We start from the raw sequence: 24,227 nt of genomic DNA on the forward strand, positions 1-24,227 counted from the left end.
AGACGATGATGATTGAATGGATTATCCGGCGGTCGGTCGCCAACCGTTTCCTGGTCATGATGGGGGCGCTGTTCCTCAGCGTCTGGGGCACATGGACGATTATTAACACGCCAGTTGATGCCTTGCCCGATCTCTCTGACGTTCAGGTGATTATCAAAACCAGCTACCCCGGCCAGGCCCCGCAGATTGTTGAAAACCAGGTGACCTATCCACTGACTACCACCATGCTGTCGGTTCCCGGCGCAAAGACCGTGCGCGGTTTTTCGCAGTTTGGCGATTCGTACGTGTACGTCATTTTTGAAGACGGCACCGATTTGTACTGGGCCCGTTCGCGCGTGCTGGAGTATCTGAATCAGGTTCAGGGCAAGCTGCCTGCTGGCGTGAGCTCTGAAATTGGTCCTGATGCCACGGGCGTGGGCTGGATATTTGAGTATGCGCTGGTGGATCGCAGCGGAAAACACGATCTCGCCGAACTGCGCTCATTGCAGGACTGGTTCCTGAAATTTGAGCTGAAAACGATCCCGAACGTGGCCGAAGTGGCCTCCGTCGGCGGCGTGGTGAAGCAGTATCAGATCCAGGTCAATCCGTTAAAGCTGGCTCAGTACGGCGTTAGCCTGCCGGAGGTTAAGCAGGCCCTTGAGTCGTCTAACCAGGAGGCGGGGGGATCGTCAGTTGAAATGGCGGAAGCGGAGTATATGGTCCGGGCCAGCGGCTATCTGCAGACGATGGACGATTTCAATAACATCGTCCTGAAAACCGCCGAGAACGGGGTACCGATTTACCTTCGCGATGTTGCCCGCGTACAAACGGGGCCGGAAATGCGGCGCGGTATTGCCGAGCTGAACGGGCAGGGGGAAGTTGCGGGTGGCGTGGTGATCCTGCGTTCGGGCAAAAACGCGCGCGAGGTCATCACGGCGGTGAAAGATAAGCTGGAGACGCTGAAGGCCAGCCTGCCGGAAGGCGTTGAGATTGTGACTACCTACGATCGCAGCCAGCTCATCGACCGGGCCATTGATAACCTGAGCGGCAAGCTTCTCGAAGAGTTTATCGTGGTGGCCATCGTCTGCGCCCTGTTCCTCTGGCACGTCCGCTCTGCGCTGGTGGCGATTATCTCTCTGCCGCTTGGCCTGTGTATTGCCTTTATCGTCATGCATTTCCAGGGGCTGAACGCCAATATCATGTCGCTGGGCGGAATTGCCATTGCCGTCGGCGCGATGGTGGATGCCGCCATCGTCATGATTGAAAACGCGCACAAACGGCTGGAGGAGTGGGATCGCCAGCATCCGGGAGAGCAGATTGACAACGCTACGCGATGGACGGTGATCACCAACGCCTCTGTCGAGGTTGGCCCCGCGCTGTTTATCAGCCTGCTGATCATTACCTTGTCGTTCATTCCCATCTTTACCCTCGAGGGGCAGGAAGGGCGGCTGTTCGGCCCGTTGGCCTTTACGAAAACGTACGCCATGGCGGGCGCGGCCGTGCTGGCCATTATCGTCATTCCGATTCTGATGGGGTTCTGGATCCGGGGAAAAATCCCCGCGGAGACCAGCAACCCTTTGAACAGACTGCTGATTAAAGCCTACCATCCGCTACTGATTAAGGTGCTCCGCTGGCCAAAAACAACCCTGCTGATTGCGGCCTTATCCCTCATCACGGTGATCTGGCCCCTGAGCCAGGTGGGCGGCGAGTTCCTGCCGAAGATTAATGAGGGCGATCTGCTGTATATGCCGTCAACGTTGCCGGGCGTCTCTCCGGCAGAAGCGGCCGCGCTCCTGCAGACCACGGACAAACTCATCAAAACCGTGCCAGAAGTGGCCTCTGTTTTCGGCAAGACGGGTAAGGCCGAAACGGCTACGGATTCCGCGCCGCTCGAGATGGTGGAAACCGCCATTCAGCTCAAACCCGAGAATGAGTGGCGGTCCGGCATGACGATTGACAAGATTATTGACGAGCTCGACAAGACCGTTCGGTTGCCCGGCCTGGCGAACCTCTGGGTTCCGCCCATCCGTAACCGAATAGACATGCTTTCCACCGGGATCAAAAGCCCGATTGGTATCAAGGTGTCAGGTACCGTTTTGTCGGATATCGACGCCACGGCGCAGAGCATCGAGGCGGTAGCCAAAACGGTGCCGGGCGTGGTGTCTGCCCTGGCTGAACGCCTTGAGGGCGGGCGCTACATTGATGTCGATATCAACCGGGAAAAAGCCTCCCGCTATGGGATGACGGTGGGTGATGTGCAGCTCTTTGTCTCCTCGGCTATCGGCGGGGCGACGGTGGGGGAAACGGTGGAAGGCGTGGCCCGGTACCCGATTAATATTCGCTATCCTCAGGACTACCGGAACAGCCCGAACGCGTTGAAGCAGATGCCGATCCTGACGCCGATGAAACAGCAGATCACGCTGGGCGATGTGGCGGATATCAACGTGGTATCCGGCCCCACGATGCTGAAAACGGAGAATGCCCGACCTGCGAGCTGGATTTATATCGATGCTCGCGGCAGGGATATGGTGTCGGTGGTGAACGACATTAAGACGGCCATCAGTCAGAACGTAAAGCTGAGGCCGGGCACCAGCGTCTCATTCTCCGGGCAGTTTGAGCTGCTCGAGCACGCCAACAAGAAACTGAAGCTGATGGTGCCGATGACGGTAATGATCATCTTCATTCTGCTGTATATGGCGTTCCGCCGCGTGGATGAAGCGCTGCTGATCCTGATGAGTCTGCCGTTCGCCCTGGTCGGTGGGATATGGTTCCTCTACTGGCAGGGCTTCCATATGTCTGTGGCAACCGGCACCGGTTTTATCGCTCTGGCCGGGGTGGCGGCAGAATTTGGGGTGGTCATGCTGATGTATTTGCGTCATGCCGTTGAGGCTCAGCCGGCGTTGTCCCATCGGGACACGTTCACAGAACAGGCGCTGGATGACGCCCTTTACCATGGCGCCGTGCTGCGCGTGCGGCCAAAGGCAATGACCGTCGCGGTGATCATTGCCGGTCTGCTGCCCATTCTGTGGGGGACGGGCGCAGGGTCAGAAGTCATGAGTCGGATAGCGGCACCTATGATTGGCGGGATGATCACGGCGCCGCTGTTATCGCTGTTTATTATTCCGGCGGCGTACAAGTTAATCTGGTTGCGCAGGAAGAGAACGACGACGGCCGTTAGTAAAGAGGAGAGGGAAGCAATACCTGATAAATAAGCTATTCATATGCGCAATGTCTTGCGGCATTGCGCAGCCATCTGGACGAGGCGAGATTAATGATATTGCCTCCGGGATAATAAGGATACCGCCCTCGCGAAATGGCGGGATTATTCAGCGATTCGCCAGCACGCTTACGTGTTGCTTGTTATTACATTAAACACTAATATTGATAACTCACAGCAATCCCCCTATACCTGAAATAACATCAATTCCTTTTTTCTCTCCAGAAATCAGCGGCCCGAGAAAAAATGGATTGAGACCCGTCAAGCCTGCATATCTTGCCATTAAATACTCTTTTTTAGTCTCATTTGACACTGTGTTGTTGTTGAAGCAAACCCCTCGAAAGGAAAGAATATATACACATTGCTCTTGTCAGAAAAACTGAGAAAGCAATGAACCCAAATGGGCAATATCTTATTGAAGAGAGTTCTTATATGAAGGCAAAGAAAATCGCTCTCGCGATTGCGATGATAGCTGGTGCTATGATCGCAAATGCGAATGCAAAAGATCAGGGACATGGTACCGTAACGTTTACGGGTTCTATTATTGATGCGCCTTGCTCCATTACACCGGACAGTGCTGATCAAACCGTTGATTTGGGTCAGATCTCTAACCTGGCGCTGGAAGATGGCGGTACCTCTATTCCTCAGGTTTTCGCTATCAAACTGCAACAGTGTAATACCGAAACCAAGAAATCAGTGACCACCACGTTCTCTGGCACCGCATCTGCGGCTAACCCGGATCTGCTCGGTATTCAGGGCACCGCGAAAGGCGCTTCTGTTGCAATTACGACGGACACCGGTACGCCGGTTAAACTGGGCCAGGCCTCTCCGGCGCAGGCACTGCTGAATGGTGATAACGACCTGACGTTTGCTGCTTTCCTGAAGGGTGATGGCGCATCTGCGACAATCGTCCCAGGTAAATTCCAGGCCATTGCCAGCTTCGCTCTGGATTACCCATAATCCCGGCATGACTTATTACGCAAGTAATTAACCCTGTTATTGTGCTGGTGATTAATTGATTATCTTAATCACTGGCACTTTTTTTCATGAAACCAGAGCGTATTTTAATGATTGTATTATCTGGACTTCGAATGATTATATTTCCCTGTATATTGATACCCTGCATAGCGGCGGCAAATAGTTCCCGCTATGCGCTGGCCGATCAAGGCCACGGTATTGTCAATATGCAGGGAAGTATAATTGATACCCCATGCGCTATCGCCACCGCGGATCGTGAGCAAAGCATTGAAATGATGACCACGACCGTGGGTGAAATTATTCACAACGGTCGTGGAAATAAAAATCCCTTTTCGTTAACGCTGGTCAACTGCAATCTGCATATAAATAAGGATGCGCAAACCCTGTCATCCCATTTCCAGACGACGTTTGATGGCCCATCTTCTGATGGACTTTTTTCCGTTGACGGCGCGTCAGGTGTAGGGCTTGAAATTACGGATGACGCCGGAAACGTGGCGCAACCTGGAAAAGCGCTCCCTCCGGGTACATTGAGCAACGGTTCACAAATTCTTAAATACCAGTTGCGTCTTATGAGTAATCGCGACCGCCTGAAAGTGGGTGAGTATACGGCCACGATACGCTTCAAAGTTGATTACTTTTGAAAATGAAAAAAGTCAATAAAACCATCTTCCTGGGCAAGTTACACCCTGTAGCGATTGGTGTAATTCTTGCGTTTCTGGCAGTGAAAGGCGTTCACGCTGAAGATAATGTCGAATTTAACACTGACGTACTCGACATCAAAGAGCGGAATAATGTTGATTTGAGCCAGTTTTCCCGGGCGGGTTATTTAATGCCCGGCAAGTATCAGCTTACGCTAAAGGTCAATAAAACCGACATACCGGATCAGACGGTAGAGTATTTCCCGCCTGAAGATGATCCCAAAGGGAGCGAAGTTTGCCTGACAGCCGAGCACGTCCAACAAATTGGCCTGAAAGAGTCCATCGTTAAAGGTGTTTCATGGTGGCATAACGGACAGTGTCTGGATCTTCATTCTCTGGAAGGTATGGTAGCCAGAGCCGATCTGGGAACAAGTACTCTCTATCTCAGCATTCCTCAGGCATACCTTGAGTATACGGCCGAAAACTGGGATCCGCCTTCTCGCTGGGATGAGGGAATTCCGGGCGTATTGTTTGATTACACAGTTAATGCAACGTCGTCGAAACAACAGGAACAGCGTTCCAGTTCCATCACGGGTAACGGCACGACGGGCGCGAATTTCGGTGCCTGGCGCCTGCGTGGTGACTGGCAAGCGCAATACATACGCAATACCGGAAATGAGAGTCAAAAACAGCAAAGCTGGGACTGGAGCCGGGTTTATACCTATCGGGCCATCACCGCACTGCGGGCAAAACTGGTGCTGGGAGAAGACTATTTAAATTCCTCTCTGTTTGACAGTTTCCGTTTTACCGGCGCCAGCCTGTCTACAGACGATAACCAGTTGCCGCCCAATCTCCGCGGATATGCACCGGAAGTGGTGGGGGTCGCGAAGACGAACGCCAAAGTGACTATCAGCCAGCAGGGGCGCGTGATTTATGAAACCACTGTCGCGCCAGGTCCGTTTCGTATCCAGGATCTCAACTCGGCGGTATCCGGCAAGCTGGATGTCAAAGTGGAAGAGCAGGATGGCGCAACCCAGACTTTCCAGGTCGACACCGCCTCCATTCCCTATCTGACGCGACCGGGGCTGGTGCGCTACAAAATAGCGATGGGCAAACCGTCTGATTATGACCACCATTCTCAGGGGCCAAATTTTACCACTGGCGAAGCATCATGGGGCGTGAATAGCGGCTGGTCATTATATGGCGGAACGCTACTGGCAGGGGACTATAACGCGCTCTCCTTAGGGGTCGGGCGCGATCTGTTGATGTTTGGGGCAATTTCCTTTGACGTCACGCAGTCCCGGGCTGCGATTCCTAATCAGGACACATTAAGCGGTAAATCTTATCGCGTCAGCTATTCGAAACGCTTCGATGAGTTTGACAGCCAGGTGACCTTTGCGGGTTACCGCTTCTCAGAACGTGACTTTATGAGCATGTCTCAGTATCTGGACCGCCGCTATCACAACGGCGATAACGGTGGGCGCGATAAAGAACTGTACACCATCACCATGAATAAACAGTTCCGCGAACAGAACATGAGTGCTTTTCTGAACTATAGCCACCAGACCTACTGGGACAGGGAAGCGACGAATACCTGGAACGTTTCGCTATCGAGCTTTTTTGACGTCAGTCGGTTTAAAAACATCAGCCTGACACTGTCTGCCTACAGAACTGAATATGACGATTCTAAAGATGATGGCGTCTATCTGAGCTTGTCTGTGCCGTGGTCCAACGGCGCAACATTAAGCTACAACGGACAGTACAGCGGAGACAGCAGTAGCAATACGGTAGGTTATTACCAGCGTATTGACGCCAACAATTATTACCAGGTTAACGCCGGCGGCACGACTGACGGTCGCGGTACCGGGAGCGGGTACTTTACCCATGATGGCGACAGTGCAAGTGTCACGGCCAATGCCAGCTTTACCGGCAGCAAATCCAGCGCCGCAGGTCTTTCGTTACAAGGAGGCGTTACCGCTACCGCCAAAGGTGCGGCGCTGCACAGAACCAATTCGGCAGGCGGAACCCGAATGCTCGTTGATACGGCAGGGGTGGAAGACGTTCCCGTGCAGGGCATGGCGGGGATCGTTCGTACCAATGCCTTCGGTAAGGCGGTCGTTGCGGATGTTAGCAGCTACTACCGAAGCAGCGTGAGCGTTGATCTGGACAGCCTGCCGGAAAACGTCGATGCCACACGTTCAATTGTGCAGGACACGTTAACGGAAGGCGCGATTGGCTACCGCGCCTTTGGCATTCTCGCCGGACAGAAGGGCATGGCGGTGATCAAACTGGCTGACGGCAGCGAACCGCCGTTTGGCGCAGAAGTACGCAATGGAGACAACATGACAACAGGGATTGTCGCCGAAAACGGCAGCGTCTGGCTTTCAGGTATACGTCCTGGAGAGCGCATGGACGTGTACTGGGGCAACGACGTGCAATGTTACATCGAATTGCCATCATCGCTGCCGGAAACAATCAACAATCTGTTGTTGCCTTGCCTCTCACGCTGATCGTCGTGATGGGGTCAGGCAAAACCGTCATTATCATTTTGTAATAGAGAGAGTTATGCGTTTTGTGCAGAAAAAGATCGGTCTAACGCTGGGTGTAATCGCACTGGCATTGGTCGCGCAGCAGGTAAATGCAGCCATTGCGCTGGATCGCACCCGGGTGATTTATAGCGGCAACCAGAAATCAATGAGTGTCACCGTGACGAATCAAAATAAATCCTTGCCGTATCTGGCGCAGTCCTGGATTGAGGACAGCAACGGCAATAAAACCGAGACGCCGTTTATGGCATTACCGCCGGTGCAACGCGTTGAGCCAGGCGCCAAAGGTCAGGTGAAAATTCAGGGTAATAACGCCCAGGCGTTACCGCAGGACAGAGAATCGCTGTTCTATTTTAACGTACGCGAAATTCCGCCGAAGAGTTCTAAACCCAATACGCTTCAGCTTGCGTTGCAAACCCGCGTCAAACTCTTTTACCGCCCGGAAGCGTTGCAGTTACAAAACGGGATGGAGAACGAGGCCGCGAAAAAACTCACCTTAACTCGTCAGGGTGAAGGATTCCAGTTAACCAATCCCACGCCTTACTACCTGACGATTGTCGCGGCAGCGACGTCAGAGAAGGGCGGTGATATCGAGAGTTTTAAACCTGTAATGGTCGCGCCTAAAGAAAGCATTGCACTGGGCGCAACCGCGGCTTCACTGGGCGCACACCCAGTACTGACCTCCGTAAATGATTACGGTGGCCGGCCGAAACTTGTTTTTAACTGTGCGGGGAATACCTGTGCAGTGGACCATGTTAACGCGGGTTAAGGAGAGCAACCTGTGAACGGAAAAGCAATCTACCGCTACTCACGTACGTTTGCGTTGAGTCTGCTTCTGAGCGGCAGCATGGCGAATAATGCTCTGGCTGTCGATGACTGGAATGTCCAGGGGGAAAATGGTCAATTGCACGTTCATGGCGTTCTGCGTAACGGAAGTTGCCTGATCAGCATGCGTTCAAAGCTGCAGGAGGTGGTAATGGATAACTCGGCGCTGGGGGCGATGAAACGTCCGGGCGATACCGGCAATCCGACACAAATCGTATTTCGTCTTCTGGGTTGCGAAAGCACCGGTGGCCTGCAGCGTAGCGGTCGAATAGGGCCATCGACATGGGATGAAACCCAACCGGTGGTCACAGTGAGTTTCATGGGCGCGACGGATCCTGACGATCCCACGCTATTACTGATCGCCGGGATGTCTGGCGTCGGCCTTCGTATTCTGGATACCAACGGCAGAATCGTTATTCCCGGGATGCGGGGCAAGCCGCAGTTTGTGACGATGGGCAGTGATGAGCTGACCTATACCGTTATCCCTGTTCGTACCATCGCCCCGCTGATTGCGGGAGAATTTCGCGCCTCAGTTGATTTCGGAATCAGTTATGACTAGTTCACGCGTGATGACGTTTAAACGCCTTGTCCGCAGTCCGCTGCTCGCGCTGGTGCTGCTGGCCCCGACGGTAAGCCAGGCAAATAAAGGCGACACCTACTCATTAAACATCAATATCGATGGCACCCTGGTGGCAAACGGTTCTTGTCAGTTTAATCAGGGCGACAGCCTGACGGTCGACTTTGGTGATGTGAAATTGCTCCCGGAAGGGACGGACACCATGACGCTGGATGGGAATTATCGTAAATCGATTACCAGCGATTTTACCTGTACCGGTGATACCGCGGGGCTTCTTCAAATGCAATTGGCCAGTCTATCGGGCAGCTATAAATCTTATAACGGAACCGACGTGATTGAGATAGACAAAGGGATGCTTGGTGTTGAACTGCTTGTGAATGGCGCCCCGCAGGCGTCGGGGAAGTGGTTCACCATCGACCAAAGCAAGCCACCCACGCTTGAGGCAGAGTTAGTACAAATCAGCACAACGAACAGCAAACAGGTGACAAATGGCGATACGTTCACGGCTTCTGCCACATTGCAACTTTCGTTTAATTGAACAGACAGTTATGAAGAGAATACTCCACATTGTCACCTTATCTGTTTTGCTGCTGACCGGGACGCCGCAGGCCGCGCAGGTTGGCGATCAGATGTCTGTCAATTTTAAAGGCACATTTATCATTACCACGCCCTGTACGGTTTCGGGCGATGAGGTGATAGATGTGTCGTTTGGCAGCATCAGCGTGGGTAAAGTAAACGGCATCGACAATAAACAGGACATCCCCTATACCGTTGACTGTCACGGCGCGCCGGATGATTCCGCTCTCAATATTCAGGTGAGCGGGGTAGCTGAAATTTTTGACGACTCGGCCGTCACCACCTCAGCGGACGGGCTGGGCATTCAGATTCAGGCTAACGGCGTGCCGATGAAGCTCAACCAGCCGCTGAAAACAACGCTTGGCGGCCTGCAATCCCTGGTGCTGAGCGCTGTACCGGTTAAAGATCCGAATAAAGTGCTGAGCGAACAGACTTTTACGGCCGTCGCGACATTAACCGCGGATTATTTCTGAGGCACAACGATGAACATACGACATGTGAAGACGATAAGCCGGGGGATAGCGGCATTACTTGTCGCATCCGGCCTGACCATCACGCCAGCTCTGGCGATTGAGGATAACCTGCACTTTAGCGGCACGCTGACCAGCGCACCCTGCGGGTTGGATCCCTTGACCACAGACCTGAGTGTCGATTTTGACATGATCATGGAACCCGATTTATATGCCTATGCCCGTACCAAAGGCGTACCGTTCACCATTACCCTGACGGACTGTGATTTATCAATAGCCAATAAAGCCTCGATCACGTTTAAAGGCACAGAGAGTACGGAATTGCCCGGCTTATTAGCCGTCACCGGGGAGGCGGCGGGTATCGCCATTGGCGTGGAAACCGAAGACGGGATCGCCATCCCCTTTAATAAACCGACACCGGAACATGTACTGAACAGCGGTGACAATACATTTACCCTCATGGCCTATATTCAGGGGGAACCTACTCACCTGCGGCAGGAAACCATTACGCCGGGGAATTTTACCGCGGTGTCTACCTTTATGCTGGCCTATCCTTAATTAAGAGATAATAGAGTGAATATATATAAAAAATTTCATCCTTACATTAAGGTGATGGTAAATATCTTTGCTTTTGTCATCATGATGTTAATGTGTCAGGGTAGTGCGACAGCGACGGTCATGGGTTTTTCAATAGACAATATGTGCGGCTTACCACGCGATATTCCCTCAACAGGCAGTGCCTACGTCGATCACGTTTTTCGACAAGGTAGATGTAGCGTGAAACTACAAGGCACGTATTACGTTCCGGTTTCTGGATACTACACCGTTAGAGTTGCGACTGGAGGGTCAGCCGGATGTGGTTCATCCAGCTCCAGCTATATTGATGCCTCCAGACCATTAAATGAACAGAACGTGAATCCAGGAACCAGTGGTATGGACTGTCATTCTAACGGGAATAGCAATTATCAAGCCTGCGATACATTGATGGGACCGGATGGACAGATTTATTATTTGAATACCTATGGCGCGTGTAGAGGTCAAACACTCCCCCCGACACCGGTTGTTAACACCTCTTGTACGATCAACAGCGGCAATACCCTAAGTGTCTCGTTAGGCTCGTTAGATCGCGCCACGCTACCTACGACACCCAGTTCCAGCACCGCTAAGCATATCAAGATCCCGGTCAGCTGTACGGGCGGAGACGTGACCGTCTCGATGAATATTACTTATACGGCGATTACTATTGGCAGCACCCAGGCAGTAAAAACATCGGCAACTGGGGTTGGCACGGCGATTATTTATAATAACGCCGCCGTATCCCCAACCAGCAAGGCCACAATTAACTTGAAAAGTGGTTCGAATACGGTCGACCTCGGTTTTCAGGCTATCCGTGATTCAGCGGTGGCGGTGAAGGATATTCCCACCGGCGCGTTTACCGCCAGCGCGGTAATGGTTATGACCCAACAGTAATTCCCAAATAATCCTGCTTACCTTTAACGGGACGGAAATCATTTTCCGTCCCTATTTTTATGAATATATTCATGTTAAATATACATTGTAATTATTATTTCTCAGGGCGCGGTAAAGTCTTTATCGCTGGCGTCTGGTTATGCGGTGGTCTGCTCTGGGTATTACCGAATCAGGGTGGCTCCGGACTGGCATTACCCCAAAACCTGCTGGCCTGGTGCGCGATGGCGCTCATGGTACTGTGGGGTTCACTTACCGAACGACGGGTGAAATTTATTTATCCTGCTGGCACACAACTGATTATAACGGGTGCCGTTCTGTGGTCTCTGCCGCTGCTATGGTCACCGTCTTCAGCCTGGCAGTGGAACGCCGCGACGAAAGTGATGGCGCTGTGGGGGCTGCTCATCGTCTGGCTGGAACTGCTTAAAACGCCAGTCAATCTCATCACCAGACGCCACTGGCTGTTGATTCTGGTGATGTCGGCCTTTTTACAGACCATTTTCTGTCTGTATCAATTGACTGATATGGCGACACTGCCCGGCGGACGCCCGTACGGCAGCTTCCAGCAGGTGAACGTTCTGGCATCGTTTTTAGCCACCGGCACGGTTTGTGCCCTGTGGCTTAATACAACGGCGCGCCAAAAGTGGGTAACGCGTTTCTGTTCCCTGTCACTGGTTATGCTACCGGCCATGCTGGTGTTGTTGCAAAGCCGGGCAGGTTATCTTGGCGCTATTCTGGGCTGCCTGCTCGTGCTGGTAGCCGCATACAAAACGCGCCGTCGCCGCGGTTATTTTTCACTGTTGCTGATGTCAGCGGGTATCGTTCTGGGGCTTGTCGCGCTTTATGTTGGCCCACGGTTATTTCCTGGTTTTATACCGGGATTAGCCGACAAAAGCGGATCGAACAGTCAGCGCTGGTATATCCTGCAACTGACCTGGCAGCTTATTCAAAATCATCCCATCGTCGGCAATGGATACGGCAGTTTCGAAGCACTGTTTGGTCAGATGACACAGCACAATCCTCCAGGGCTGAGAGACGCCACCTTGCTTTACCCGCACAATGAACTTCTCTACACCTGGATGGAAGGGGGACTCGTTGCCGTCGCGGGTGTGATTCTGATGGTCTGCGGCATGCTGAAACGGCTGTGGAGTCGGGGAGGGCATCGATGGATTGGTCTGGCAATGTTATTACCCATTGCGCTACACATGAATCTGGAGTATCCGCTCTATCAATCAGTAACGCATGGTCTGGCTCTTGTCATACTGCTGGGAATTAACGGCCCAACAGCGACGCCGGTGAAAAATGCCGCTCAGGGCAACGTGATGACGTTCAACAGAATTGTACGCGTTTTGGCCGCGAGTGCCGTTTTGATATTTATGGCAACCGGTGTCGTAACCGAAGTGCAAATGACCCATATTGAGCAACATGGGCTTGCACCGCTGGCCAGGGATGAAAGCGCTGCTGCCGGAACATTACTCAATCCCTGGAGTCAACATGACAGGCTGGATTTTGACCGCCACGTAGCTCTGCTGCTGAGGTTCAATTTGACCAGAGCTCCTGATTTATTAACTCGCTTCCAGTCCTGGGCCGAGCACTATCGGAAGGTTCACAATAGTCCTGATGTCAACTTCAGCCTGATGATGATCTACAGGGCGCAACACATCGAAAACGCTAAAGAGATATGTATGCAAAGCAACGCACTGTGGCCAGAGGATATGCGCTTTAGATGCGAGAAGTTTTAGCACTCATCTGACGGGAGGACGAGGGAAGGATATTGGGTTGTATGGCCATTAGTGGTCTAGATACCATAAATCCAATTTAACATAATATACATTATGCGCACCAATATGGAACCAGAAGAAATCTGGCATTTTATGGGCATCGTTTTCCTGGATGCTAATAGCCTCAACATAACCTGCCCGTTCAGAAAGAGTTGAAAAATGTCTGATATACTTCAGCTTTTGATAAACGCTGTCGTAAGCAAATGGAAATTGAATTAAATAAAAGTGTTAAAGAGAGAGTTTTCCACGCTGTCATTTTTGAAGTGACGGCCAACGTTATCATCGCGCTGTCACTCGCCTGGCTGATGAACGTGTCGGTACTTCAGTCAGGCTCGTTGTCCGTGATATCTGCACTTACCGCAACGGTCTGGAATTTTATTTTTAATAAGCTCTTTGATTCCCTGCAGAAAAAACATCAGTTTCAACGCACATTTCTCGTTCGCGCAATCCATGCGGTTGGTTTTGAAACGGGACTTATCATCTCCTTAATCCCTGTGGCAATGGTTATGCTGAACCTGACCGTGACGGAGGCATTTTTTGTTGAGATTGGCCTGGTGCTGTTTTTCCTGCCCTATACGATGCTGTTTAACTGGCTTTACGACTACCTGCGCTGGACGTTCGTTGGACGAAAGCGTACGGCGTTATAGCTAAGTGAATCAATGTAAAAAATGAAGAAGCGCGTGTAGCTCAAGGCTTCTTCAGTCACTCTCTGAGGTCAACACGACGGAGACCCCTTTTTCAGATACCGCGCGGATCCAGTCCCGATCGGTATTGTCTTCAACGACGATGGTGTTCACCGATGACACATCGCCAATCACAAACGAAGACGCTGTGTTGACCTTTTCCGGAGAAGCCAGGACGACCGTCTCTGCAGCTCTGCCGGAAAATGCACGTTTGATGCAAGCTTCTTCGAAATCGCCGGTTGTCAGCCCCGCATCAGGATGGATCCCGGTCACGCCCATAAAGAACAGATCTGCATGTATATTTTCGATGCCTTCGATGGCCGCAGCGCCGACCGCAACAATGGAGTGCTTATACAAGCGACCGCCGATCAGAATCACCTCGATGGACGGATGATCCACGAGCCTCAGGGCGATGCTCGGGCTGTGCGTAACCACCGTAATGTGCAGGTCAGGAGGGAAAAACGTAATCAGCTCCGAGGTTGTCGTGCCGCCGTCAACGATCACCACCTGCCCTGATGAAATCAGCTGAGCCCCTTTCCGGGCGACCCTCTTTTTTGCATCCATCTTCACGGATTGCCGTTCGGCAAATGGCGCAATAGCAGAAGATGACGGCAGCGCGCCGCCGTGAACCCGCTGTAAACGCCCTTCTGCCGCCAGCTCGCGTAAATCACGTCGAATGGTGTCTTCAGAGACGTCAAAGAGCATGCTCAGTGCTTTTGACTGGACCTGACCTTCGGTGCTGAGCTTTTCGAGGATCAATTGTTTTCGCTGACTGGTGAGCATCATGAATTCCTGATGTTGCATGTTTTATCTTGAAAGTGCACGATAATGCTGTTTATGATAATTACTCTACGTAAGGAGGAACAAACGTGCAATCAAAACGTGCAGATGTGCGCATCATTGACAGTGAAACCCTGTCCGATAACTGGTACAACCTAAAAAAATACACCTTCGACCTGCAGCGCCATGATGGTGAATGGCAACGACAGCAACGGGAGGTCTATGACCGTGGCAACGGCGCGACTATTCTTCTCTACAACCGTGAGAAAAAGACGGTGATCCTGACGCGCCAGTTCCGCTTCCCTGTCTTTACCAACGGGCATGAGGACGATTTAATTGAAGCCGCGGCGGGGCTGCTGGACAACATGGATCCCGAAAGCCGCATAAAAGCAGAAGCGGAAGAAGAGACAGGATTTCACGTTTCGAGCGTGCAGAAAATCTTTGAAGCCTACATGAGCCCGGGCTCCGTCACGGAAAAACTCTATTTTTATCTTGCCGAGTATCAGCCAAAAGACAGAACCGGCGCAGGCGGCGGGATCAAGGCTGAGGGAGAAGATATCGACGTGCTGGAAATGACGCTTGAAGAGGCATTACGCGGCATTGAAACAGGCAAGATTGTCGACGGTAAAACCATCATGCTGCTTTATCATATTGCTCTTAAAGGCATTATGTAGACTGCTGGTTAAAATCCTGATTTGAATCTTGGTCGGTGCGATTGTCCAATACTCGAATGAACCTCCTAAATTTTGCAGCCTACTATATTTAGTGAACGATTTCGGGATTTGACAAAATCTTCAAAAATTCGCTGAGTCATCTGCATTTACCATTAGAAATGCCACACGTTCGACAGGCTACCAGTTGAGGTAGCCTGTCTTATCTGTTGGCTGGATTAAAATGCGACTCGCTACGGATAACGAAGCATATTATACTTGCTCCTCCACTCGAACAGGAGGCAGCAACTCACGTGAAGGATACATATTACAACGACATAACGATCAACACGCTAATTCAGAGTGAGCTGGACGCGTTTTTTGAGGACTTCAAAGGGATCGTCTTCGCCTACGCCATTATGAACAAGAAAGATCCTTCACAGATGCGGATAATCAATAACAGCCCCGAGTGGTTTGATATCTACCTCGACAGGAAATACCAGTTTATTGACCCTGTTATCATTCGGGCTTTGCGCTGTGTTGAAGATTTTTTTTGGGAAAGTGATGTCGTCCTGTCGGATGGTTATAACCTGACGCGCATTTTCAACGAAAGCGTCCAGTATGATATTTACCAGGGGCAGACTTTTCCTCTGCATGACTATCTGAATAATCTTGTCGTATTATCCGTCATCAGTCCAAAGCATTCTGGGATTGATATAGAAAAATATCGGCCACAATTTCTAAGCTTCCTTGTTCAATTGCATCAGAAGACACTCAATCTGTATAGCCAGCATCAACAGAAAAAGAATGTTTTTCTGTCGCCACGTGAGCGACAAATCCTTAAATGGGTCAGCGCCGGGAAAACCTACGCAGAAATTTCTGTTATTTTATCTATTGCTGAACGCACCGTTAAGTTCCATATGGGAAATGTAATGAAAAAGCTCGGTGTGAATAATGCCAGACACGCAATAAAACTCGGAACAGAACTACGGTTACTGGACGACTGAGCCTCAGCCACTGGCTATAAGTAGCGTAAATGCTCCAGCATTTCGCTAAGCCAGTGACTGGATTTATCTTTGCTAATAATGTCTTCAATAATGTTGGTGTTGGCAGGCATATAAATATAATAGATAACCTCCCCTTTTTCAGAGACACCGCGCTGAATAACGTCAACTTTCCAGTTTGCATGGCGAAATATGGCATACATTCCACGACTGGCTACTGCGTACATCCCATGATATTTATTCTTTATGCAATACATATTCATCGCAAGAAACAACGCTTTACTGGCAGGCACGCCTTGCAGACTTGCAGAGTCCCGTGTTTCTTTATCTAAAAATAAACGGCTCACTTCACAGCAGGGAACATCTGCTGGAAAAACAATAGGATTATCGAAATAATTGTGAAAGATCTCGCTTATCATTGTCGGCTTCGTCGAATTAATAAATCGCGCGCCGCATAACAGCTGTCCATCATACATACCCAGCAGGTATGTCGTGTTATGGGAATCAAAGCGATCTTTTTCCAGGCCTTCGACGCATTCCACTTTCCAGTCGAGCCGGTCCCGAAAGGTTTTTCTTCTCAGCCGGTAGAGTTCGCGCGCTAATGCTGGTGGTAAATCATCGTAGCCGTGCAAAAAAAATTCAATGACAGAATTCATTCTCTTGTTCCTGATAATAACACCTGAAACTATTATTACCTGTCTTTAAGGACAGCTTTCATTGTGCCGCATATTCCCTATACTTAAAAAGTACCTGACCACAAAGTTCTCGCAAAACTAAGCGGTCAGGAGGTCAAAGACCTACGAAACACCAGGGATATACCCATCGATGATTATCTAATATTTAAAGTTTCGGGTACAGAGCATAAGAAGCACTTTGCCGATAAAATATTAAAAAACAATAATCATAAAATAATTACAATAAAAGCATTGCCCCTTAATTTTTTAAGGGGTAATATTTCTGTTTTCATGTTTTTTGCCTCATCTTCGTTTTGTCCACTCTGCTGACTTCGTCTACGTCTACTCAAACATCCTCGCCGGTATGGTTTTCCAGGCATCTCCCTGTGCTATTCTTGCAGAAGCATGCAAACGGAGAACAAATAATGGCCGACTGGAATCCCTCTCTTTACCTGCAATATGGCGCTGAAAGAACGCGTCCAGCTGCCGAATTGCTCGCCAGAATTCCTCTGGATGAGGCCGCTACTATCGTCGATCTGGGCTGTGGGCCAGGAAACAGCACGGCGCTTCTGAAGCATCGCTGGCCTTCTGCTCACATTACAGGGGTAGATAACTCCCCGGCTATGCTCGTGGAAGCGCGCGCCGCGTTACCTGACTGCCATTTTGTTGAGGCCGATATCCGCCAGTACAAGCCTGGCCAGCCGCTGAGCCTGGTTTATGCCAACGCGTCGCTGCAATGGGTTCCTGACCATTACGATCTCCTGCCGCACCTTGTTTCCCTGCTTAAGTTAAATGGCGTGCTGGCGATCCAGATGCCTGACAACTGGCTTGAACCAACTCATGTGGCGATGCGCGAAGTGGCGCTGGAGCAAGACTACCCTGACCGCGGCCGCGAACCTCTCCCGGGTGTGCATGCCTACTACGATATCTTGTCCGAGGCGGGCTGTGACGTGGATATCTGGCGAACAACCTATTTCCACAAAATGAGCTCGCATCAGGCCATTATTGACTGGGTAAGCGCCACCGGCTTGCGCCCGTGGCTCCAGGAACTGAATGAGAACGAGCAGAAACGTTTCCTGAAACGCTACCATGAACTGCTTGAAGAGCAGTATCCGCTCCAGGAAAATGGGCAGATACTGCTCGCTTTTCCACGACTGTTTATTGTGGCTCAACGCCAGCCCTGACGGGTTATGACCGGGCTTCTTTCAGCAGCTGCTGAATAACCTTTTCCTGCTGCGCATAATCTCCTTCGCCAAAGGCGGTATAGCGTAGCTGGCCTTTGGCATCGAAATAGTAATGCGCTGGCCAGTACTGGTTCCTTAAAGCGTTCCAGATTTGATAGTTGTTATCCGTCACAACCCGGTACGGCAGTTGCCATTTATTTACCGCGTTTTTCACCGAGGCGAGCGGTTTTTCCCAGGGGTATTCAGGCGTGTGAACCCCAATCACGACTAGCCCCTGCGACTGATACTTCCTGGCCCAGTCTCGCACGTGCGGAAGAGTATGCTGGCAATTAATACAATCCCACGTCCAGAAATCAATCAACACCACCTTCCCTCGCAGGGATTCAGACGTGACAGGGTCACCGTTAATCCACCCTGTTCCACCGCTTAACGAAGGTAGCTGGCTGCTGGGCTCTGTCATCACGACCGGCTGAAGCTTCACTGGCGCGGTTGTGGGTTTCGCCAGCGTCAAAAGTGTAGTCTCCAGACGGTCTGCAACGCCGTTTGCTCCTTTCAGAAGCGAGGTCATTCCTGTCGCATTAAATACGACAGCTGCCAGCATCACCACGCCCGCCCCCTGCCGCAGCCTTTCCATCAGCGCCGATTTAGCTCTTAACGGCGCCATCAGCGTGCGGCCGCCGAAAACGAGCAGGCTCAGCATCAGCGCGCATCCGCTGCCGTAGGCAGCCAGCAGCGCGCCCGTCGCAATGGCCGAGTGGCCGGCGATATTAATGCTGAAAATGGCGCCCAGTATGGGACCGGCGCAGGGAGACCAGAGTAGCCCCACCGCAAGCCCGGACAGAAAAGCCGATGCCATACCGCGCGTTTGCCCGCTTTGAGCGTTGAGTATATTGCCCGCGCTGACGGCCGGACCCGCAATACGCTGGGCGAATGACGGAAAAATTAAGGCCAGTGCGGCCGTGGCCAGAATAACGAGGGCGATCCAGCGCCCGACAATGGTCGCCTCTGCGATCCACTCGCTGGCGACGGTGACGGCCATCGCCACCAGGGTGAACATCACGATCATCCCCACGAGCAGGGCCAGAATATGTCGTCGTTGTCCCTGAAAGCCGGCGAACAGAAGTGGAATAACCGGGAGCGTACATGGGCTGAGCAGGCTTATCATCCCGCCCAGAAAAGCGATTACCAGAAACATAGAAACCTCACAATACAAGTCCTGCGACGCTGCAGTGAGGCTATTTCATCGTGCGGATGTGTTCAGGATATGTGTAAAAAAGCAGGTTTTGTCTGGCTCTGTATCGCCCGGGCCGGGAGATACAAAGCCGTACAATTAACGGCGCGGTAGCGTAATGGAAACATCTAGCCCGCCTCCGTCCCGGTTCGTCAGGTTGAGCTTTCCTTCCAGCTGTGCGGTCAGCTGCGCGGCAATCGCCAGGCCGAGTCCTGTCCCGCCGGTATCGCGATTACGCGAGGTTTCAACCCGATAAAACGGCTGCAGAACCGCCTCCAGCTCGGCTTCGGGTATTCCCGGCCCGTCGTCCACAACGTGAATCACCACCTCTTCGGAAGACGAATTATCAATGGCAATAACGGCATGCTCACCGAACTTAAGGGCGTTATCCAGCAGGTTGGTCATCACCCGACGAAGCGCCTGGGGACGCGTAACGATCGGTAAACGGGCTTCGCCTGCCTGAAACTGCACGTTTTTACCGATGTCCTGATAATCGCAGGCGATGCTGTTGACCCAGGCGTTCAGCTCCAGCTTCAGCGGGGTCTCTTCCAGCGATTCTGATGACCGGGCATACGCAATACCCTCGCGAACAAGACGCTTCATGCTATCAAGATCATTCAGGAGCTTGTCGCGAAGTTCAGGTTCACCTGCCATCTCGACGCGCAGCTTCATGCGGGTAATCGGGGTCTGGAGATCGTGAGAAATGGACGCCAGGATCTGCGCGCGCTCCCGGAGATAAGACTGAATCCGCGCCTGCATGGCGTTGAAGGCATGCGCTGCACGCTGCACTTCTAGCGGCCCTTTCTCCGTCATTGGCGTGCTGGCCGCCGGATCCAGCGAATCCACCGCGCGGGTAAATTGTGAAAAAGGCCGCACCACCTGCCGCACGGCAATCCAGGCGCACGCGGCCAGCAGCAGCAGCTGCAGGATCAGCACAACGGGCAGCCAGCTGGCGACCGGCGGCATGCGCGGGATGAGGTCAATGGTCAGCGGCGCGCCGTCGCGCAGCGTCAGATGCGCCTGGATGTGTGAAAAGGCACCAGGAACGGCGGTAAAGCTGAGCGGATACTGTGTCGCAAGCGTCGCTTTTAAGGTTCGGATGGCGTCCTGCGAACGCTTATCCGTCGGCGCGTTGCCGGGCTCTCCAGGCCCCAGAATATAGCGGTAGTTACCCCGTTCGAGGCGCGGCAGCCAGGCCGCGCGTTCGCTGGCCGGTAAGCGGTCTAAAATGGCGACGCTGGTTGCGACGTCGTTTTCGAGATTGCCGAGCATCACCGTTCTGGCGCTGTGCATTCGTTCAATCATGACCAGCGTCAGGCTCAGGCCGTTAGCCAGCAGCAGGCCGGACAGCACGACGAGCAGCAAACGGGCCAGCAGCGAGCGAGGCCAGAGCGTCATTCGTTAGCCTCTTTGATGGTGACCTGCATGGTAAACACATAGCCCTCGCTGCGCACGGTCTTGATATAGGCGGGCGTGCGGGCATCTTCATTCAGACGCTGGCGAACGCGGCTAACCAGCTGGTCGATAGAACGTTCAAACAGCTCGGCGTCGCGTCCCTGCGTCAGGTTGAGCAGCTGATCGCGGGTCAGCACCCGCTGAGGATGGTCCAGGAAAACGCGCAGCAGGCGATACTCCGCCCCACTGAGCGCGACGATCACCCCTTCCGGGTCGATTAAGTGACGGCCAACGGTATCGAGCTGCCATTCACCGAACATCACCAGCCGCCCGGCTTCTGTCACCTGCAGATTGGGCGGCATCGTGCGAAAACGCCGTAAAATCGCTTTGATACGCGCCAGCAGTTCGCGGGCGACAAACGGCTTCACCACGTAGTCATCCGCGCCCATCTCCAGACCCAGGATCCTGTCCGTCTCCTCGTTGCGCGCCGTCAGCATCAGGATGGGCAGATCTTTATATTTCCCGACGCGTAGCTCTCGACACAGCGTAAGCCCGTCGTCGCCGGGCATCATGACATCCAGCACCACCAGGTCGATATGCTGTTTATCCAGCACGACGCGCATCTCTTTACCGTTGGCCGCGCCCGTCGCGCGATAGCCAGACTTAACGAGATAATCAACAATCAGTTCACGAATATCCCTGTCGTCATCGACGACAAGGATATGATCAATATGCTCCACCGAAATCTCCAGACCGAAGGGTAACGTACTGAAAATAGCACATTTCAGAGCTTGTCAGCGTCAACGACGGCCTTGACGAAATCCTGCGGATCTTCCTGAGGCGGATTGTGCCCCACGGTTGCCCCGAAGGTACGATGCTCATATTTACCGGTAAATTTACCCGCGTAGGCCTGCGGAGCCGGATGCGGCGCACCGTTGTTCCCGCCTTCGATGGTGATCGTTGGAACGGTGATATTCGGCAGCGTGGCCAGTTTTTGCTCGTAGCTGTCGTATTTGCGTTCGCCTTTTTCCAGCCCTAAACGCCAGCGATAGTTGCTGAGCGTCACGGCGACGTGATCCGGGTTATCGAGCGATTTGGCGCTGGCGTTAAAAACGGCATCGCTAAATTTCCAGTCAGGCGAGGCCTGAGACCAGATTAAGCGCGCGAAGTCATGCGTGTTTTTGGCATAGCCCTCAGCACCGCGCGCGGTGGCGAAATAGAACTGATACCACCACTGCTGCTCCGCTTTTGGCGGCAGCGGCTGTTTGCCAATCTGCTGGCTGCTGATGAGATACCCGCTCACCGACACCAGTGACTTAACGCGCTCTGGCCACAGCGCCGCAACGATATCCGCCGTACGGGCCCCCCAGTCATATCCTGCAAATACCGCCTGCTTAATATTCAGGGCATCCATCAGGTTCACAATATCTTTCGCCATGGCTGAAGGCTGGCCGTTGCGCGGCGTTTTGGCTGACAGGAAGCGCGTGGTGCCGTAGCCGCGAAGAGACGGCACTATTACCCGGTAGCCTTTTGCCGCCAGCGCGGGTGCGACCTCGGCGTAGCTGTGAATATCGTAGGGCCAGCCGTGCAGTAAAATTACCGGCTGGCCGTTTTTCGGGCCGATGTCGACATAACCGACGTTCAAATCGCCGGCGTTGATTTGCTGCGGACGATCGAAGGCTGCCGCGAAAGTTGTGCCGGTGACTTCGGCCTGACAGGACATCACTGTGCCAAGTGAAACGGTCAGTGCGAGAGTTGAGTACGCGAGTTTGCTAAACATGTTGGTATCTCCGGTTGAGTACAATTCACGGGGATATAACAACACGGCAATGTATAGCGGATATGTGCTAATGCGGGTTTATTGCAAGCCTGTGTATGTATCAGCGACGCTGATACAGTGTGATACAAACACAGGCGTTGTCGCCTTAAAGGGAGAGGCGATAGCGGACGTAATCGTCAGCTTCACCATATTTGTCATAGAGTTTACGCGCCGGGTTATTCTCCCGGGTGACCCAGTACAGTTTTGACCACCCTTCGCGCTTGCCTTCCTCAATCAGAGCATCAATGAGCGCCTTACCGGCACCCGCCCCGCGTTCGTCGGCATCAACAAACAGATCTTCCAGATAGCATATGGGGGCCGTTGACCAGGTTCCTTCGTGCAGAATGCACATCACGAAACCGATGACCTTTTGGTCCTTCTCTACCACGCGGCAGAACATCTGCGAATGCGCTGAGAGCGCCCTTTCCCATGTCGATGCGGTGACGGATTCCTCGAGGTAGCAATCATAAAAATGTGCATAACCATCCCAAAGCGGTCGCCATTGGGAGTAATCGTCTTCGCATAGAGGTCTTACCGTGACAGCCATGTGTTCCTCACATTACAAGTCGATCGCCATTTCAAAACAGCGTAAATCAGCCCCTGCCATACGCGAGTGATGATAGGTTTCGCTCAGCGTCACAAACCCCAGTTTCTGATAAAACGACTGGGCGTTAGGGGTTGCATCCAGCCTCAGGCGGGTAATCCCCCGGCTACGGGCTTCATTTTTGAGCGCCTCGATAATTCGGGTCGCCATGCCTTTACCGAAGGCCGCGGGCAAGGTGAATATCGCCTCCAGACAGTGGGTATCCAGATCCAGATAGCCGGTCGCCGCAACGTCGCCCTTTTCATCTTCCACCACGTAAAAAGGGTATTCAATGACCATCTGCCGATAGCGTTCGGGCATGAGATCCGGCGTCCAGCGCGCAATGACGTCGTCGTCGTAACTGGTTTTACAGCCGTGACGAATCGCCTGATTGCGAATATTCCAGAGTATTTCGGCTTCCTGCGGGTTAGCTTTTCGTAACGTCATAATCCTCCTTTAGTGGCTTTTTAGCCGCATTTCCCGTGCCAGTCTGGCAAGACGCTGAGTACGACAATAGAGCGTAAATAGCACAAAGCCACTGCTGTTCATCACCAACCGACAAAATAACAGTGCGAAGGATGCGATGACCAGCGGCCAAAGGTCTCCGTCACGCGAAAGCAGGATATTTAAAACCTGAACGAGGATCGTTATCAACAGAATGATGAACAACGACCTAAACCCCAACAATCCCGACGTCTTCCCACGAGCCAGGAGTATGCTTATCACAATGAGCGCGCCTGTCATCGTCAATGATGGTACGAAAAAGCTCAATGCATGATGTAAGGGTGACAACCCCTGCAACGCGCTGAGAAAAGGCAGAAGATTTAACGCAAACGCCACTAAAAACAGAGGTAACAGCACCGCTACCGGATAAGGATTTTGACGCGGAAGCTCCCTGAGAGGACGCGAAAAAAACCGTTCCAGCTCTGGCGTGGAATAATTCAAGAGACGGGTATCACGATGAGCAATAGCCTCCTCTATCTCTTTGCCATGCTGCAGGAGATCCTGGAATACCCGTCCGGTTAAAAGAGACACAAAGCTCATCAATATTTTGCCATTAAAGAAAGGATGCCCATTTCTGGTAGGGAATAAACCCAGCGCGCCTCAACTGAATGTGATAGAGATGAAAATACCAGAACGCAAACAAAAGCATAACGCCTAAATAGGGAG

At 52.3% G+C, this 24,227-nt stretch carries 24 protein-coding genes; 15 read left to right on the plus strand and 9 right to left on the minus strand.

What is annotated here, in order from left to right; translation table 11 throughout:
- The first annotated feature begins 8 nt into the window (after positions 1-8).
- From silA to ACOTZB_RS01615, 12 genes are all read left to right on the plus strand, one after another.
- Complete coding sequence (gene silA, locus ACOTZB_RS01560; protein WP_421626603.1) at positions 9-3,191, plus strand: Cu(+)/Ag(+) efflux RND transporter permease subunit SilA; 3,183 nt, start codon at positions 9-11, stop codon at positions 3,189-3,191.
- A gap of 437 nt (positions 3,192-3,628) precedes the next feature.
- Positions 3,629-4,156 (plus strand): fimbrial protein, encoded by a 528-nt coding sequence (locus tag ACOTZB_RS01565; protein WP_421626327.1) that lies wholly within the window; start codon positions 3,629-3,631, stop codon positions 4,154-4,156.
- Between the two features lie 86 nt (positions 4,157-4,242).
- On the plus strand, positions 4,243-4,815 hold the full coding sequence (locus ACOTZB_RS01570) for a fimbrial protein (RefSeq protein WP_421626328.1): 573 nt from the start codon (positions 4,243-4,245) through the stop codon (positions 4,813-4,815).
- Positions 4,816-4,817: 2 nt separating this feature from the next.
- Positions 4,818-7,322: an outer membrane usher protein gene (locus tag ACOTZB_RS01575; protein WP_421626329.1), complete on the plus strand. Its 2,505-nt coding sequence runs from the start codon at positions 4,818-4,820 to the stop codon at positions 7,320-7,322.
- Between the two features lie 55 nt (positions 7,323-7,377).
- Positions 7,378-8,127, plus strand: coding sequence for a fimbria/pilus periplasmic chaperone (locus ACOTZB_RS01580; RefSeq protein WP_193807075.1), 750 nt, complete (start codon positions 7,378-7,380; stop codon positions 8,125-8,127).
- 12 nt (positions 8,128-8,139) lie between these two features.
- On the plus strand, positions 8,140-8,742 hold the full coding sequence (locus ACOTZB_RS01585) for a fimbrial protein (RefSeq protein ID WP_421626330.1): 603 nt from the start codon (positions 8,140-8,142) through the stop codon (positions 8,740-8,742).
- Positions 8,735-9,298: a fimbrial protein gene (locus tag ACOTZB_RS01590; RefSeq protein ID WP_421626331.1), complete on the plus strand. Its 564-nt coding sequence runs from the start codon at positions 8,735-8,737 to the stop codon at positions 9,296-9,298. The genes ACOTZB_RS01585 and ACOTZB_RS01590 overlap by 8 nt, the downstream gene beginning before the upstream one ends.
- Before the next feature lie 10 nt (positions 9,299-9,308).
- A complete protein-coding gene (locus tag ACOTZB_RS01595; protein ID WP_421626332.1) occupies positions 9,309-9,809 on the plus strand; it encodes a fimbrial protein in 501 nt (166 codons plus the stop codon).
- 9 nt (positions 9,810-9,818) lie between these two features.
- On the plus strand, positions 9,819-10,364 hold the full coding sequence (locus tag ACOTZB_RS01600; protein WP_421626333.1) for a fimbrial protein: 546 nt from the start codon (positions 9,819-9,821) through the stop codon (positions 10,362-10,364).
- Between the two features lie 15 nt (positions 10,365-10,379).
- Positions 10,380-11,276 (plus strand): fimbrial protein, encoded by an 897-nt coding sequence (locus ACOTZB_RS01605; RefSeq protein WP_421626334.1) that lies wholly within the window; start codon positions 10,380-10,382, stop codon positions 11,274-11,276.
- A 71-nt stretch (positions 11,277-11,347) separates the two neighbouring features.
- Entirely contained in the window at positions 11,348-13,015 is a 1,668-nt protein-coding gene (locus ACOTZB_RS01610; protein WP_421626335.1) for a Wzy polymerase domain-containing protein, read from the plus strand.
- A 242-nt stretch (positions 13,016-13,257) separates the two neighbouring features.
- Complete coding sequence (locus tag ACOTZB_RS01615) at positions 13,258-13,701, plus strand: PACE efflux transporter (RefSeq protein WP_193807094.1); 444 nt, start codon at positions 13,258-13,260, stop codon at positions 13,699-13,701.
- A 51-nt stretch (positions 13,702-13,752) separates the two neighbouring features.
- Here the strand turns inward: ACOTZB_RS01615 and ACOTZB_RS01620 are convergent, their stop codons facing one another.
- Complete coding sequence (locus ACOTZB_RS01620; RefSeq protein ID WP_421626604.1) at positions 13,753-14,520, minus strand: DeoR/GlpR family DNA-binding transcription regulator; 768 nt, start codon at positions 14,518-14,520, stop codon at positions 13,753-13,755.
- An 86-nt stretch (positions 14,521-14,606) separates the two neighbouring features.
- Between ACOTZB_RS01620 and ACOTZB_RS01625 the strand changes: the two genes are divergently transcribed.
- Together ACOTZB_RS01625 and ACOTZB_RS01630 are read left to right on the plus strand one after the other, a co-directional pair.
- Positions 14,607-15,191 (plus strand): NUDIX domain-containing protein, encoded by a 585-nt coding sequence (locus tag ACOTZB_RS01625; RefSeq protein ID WP_193807096.1) that lies wholly within the window; start codon positions 14,607-14,609, stop codon positions 15,189-15,191.
- A 290-nt stretch (positions 15,192-15,481) separates the two neighbouring features.
- Entirely contained in the window at positions 15,482-16,174 is a 693-nt protein-coding gene (locus ACOTZB_RS01630) for a helix-turn-helix transcriptional regulator (protein ID WP_193807098.1), read from the plus strand.
- Between the two features lie 14 nt (positions 16,175-16,188).
- Here the strand turns inward: ACOTZB_RS01630 and ACOTZB_RS01635 are convergent, their stop codons facing one another.
- On the minus strand, positions 16,189-16,827 hold the full coding sequence (locus ACOTZB_RS01635) for an acyl-homoserine-lactone synthase (RefSeq protein WP_047653311.1): 639 nt from the start codon (positions 16,825-16,827) through the stop codon (positions 16,189-16,191).
- Positions 16,828-17,270: 443 nt separating this feature from the next.
- Between ACOTZB_RS01635 and tam the strand changes: the two genes are divergently transcribed.
- Positions 17,271-18,029, plus strand: coding sequence for a trans-aconitate 2-methyltransferase (gene tam, locus ACOTZB_RS01640; protein ID WP_193807100.1), 759 nt, complete (start codon positions 17,271-17,273; stop codon positions 18,027-18,029).
- A gap of 4 nt (positions 18,030-18,033) precedes the next feature.
- On the opposite strand, the gene ACOTZB_RS01645 is transcribed toward tam, so the two are convergent.
- The 7 genes from ACOTZB_RS01645 to ACOTZB_RS01675 all read right to left on the minus strand — a co-directional run bounded on the left by ACOTZB_RS01645 (position 18,034) and on the right by ACOTZB_RS01675 (position 24,101).
- Positions 18,034-19,224 carry a cytochrome c biogenesis protein/redoxin gene (locus ACOTZB_RS01645; protein ID WP_421626336.1) on the minus strand — a complete coding sequence of 397 codons (1,191 nt, stop codon included), beginning with the start codon at positions 19,222-19,224 and terminating at the stop codon, positions 18,034-18,036.
- 135 nt (positions 19,225-19,359) lie between these two features.
- Positions 19,360-20,658, minus strand: a complete 1,299-nt coding sequence (locus ACOTZB_RS01650; RefSeq protein WP_421626337.1) for an ATP-binding protein — start codon at positions 20,656-20,658, stop codon at positions 19,360-19,362.
- A complete protein-coding gene (locus ACOTZB_RS01655; protein WP_421626338.1) occupies positions 20,655-21,395 on the minus strand; it encodes a response regulator in 741 nt (246 codons plus the stop codon). Before ACOTZB_RS01655 ends, ACOTZB_RS01650 begins: the two co-directional genes overlap by 4 nt.
- A gap of 44 nt (positions 21,396-21,439) precedes the next feature.
- A complete protein-coding gene (locus ACOTZB_RS01660) occupies positions 21,440-22,435 on the minus strand; it encodes an alpha/beta fold hydrolase (protein ID WP_257831959.1) in 996 nt (331 codons plus the stop codon).
- Positions 22,436-22,580: 145 nt separating this feature from the next.
- Entirely contained in the window at positions 22,581-23,021 is a 441-nt protein-coding gene (locus tag ACOTZB_RS01665; protein WP_421626339.1) for a GNAT family N-acetyltransferase, read from the minus strand.
- Between the two features lie 12 nt (positions 23,022-23,033).
- Positions 23,034-23,504 (minus strand): GNAT family N-acetyltransferase, encoded by a 471-nt coding sequence (locus ACOTZB_RS01670; protein ID WP_421626340.1) that lies wholly within the window; start codon positions 23,502-23,504, stop codon positions 23,034-23,036.
- A 9-nt stretch (positions 23,505-23,513) separates the two neighbouring features.
- On the minus strand, positions 23,514-24,101 hold the full coding sequence (locus tag ACOTZB_RS01675; RefSeq protein WP_421626341.1) for a hypothetical protein: 588 nt from the start codon (positions 24,099-24,101) through the stop codon (positions 23,514-23,516).
- Between the last annotated feature and the right edge of the window lie 126 nt (positions 24,102-24,227).

It is taken from the genome of Enterobacter cloacae complex sp. SHL020, from assembly GCF_049236945.1.
In the GTDB taxonomy this organism is placed as follows: domain Bacteria; phylum Pseudomonadota; class Gammaproteobacteria; order Enterobacterales; family Enterobacteriaceae; genus Enterobacter; species Enterobacter dykesii.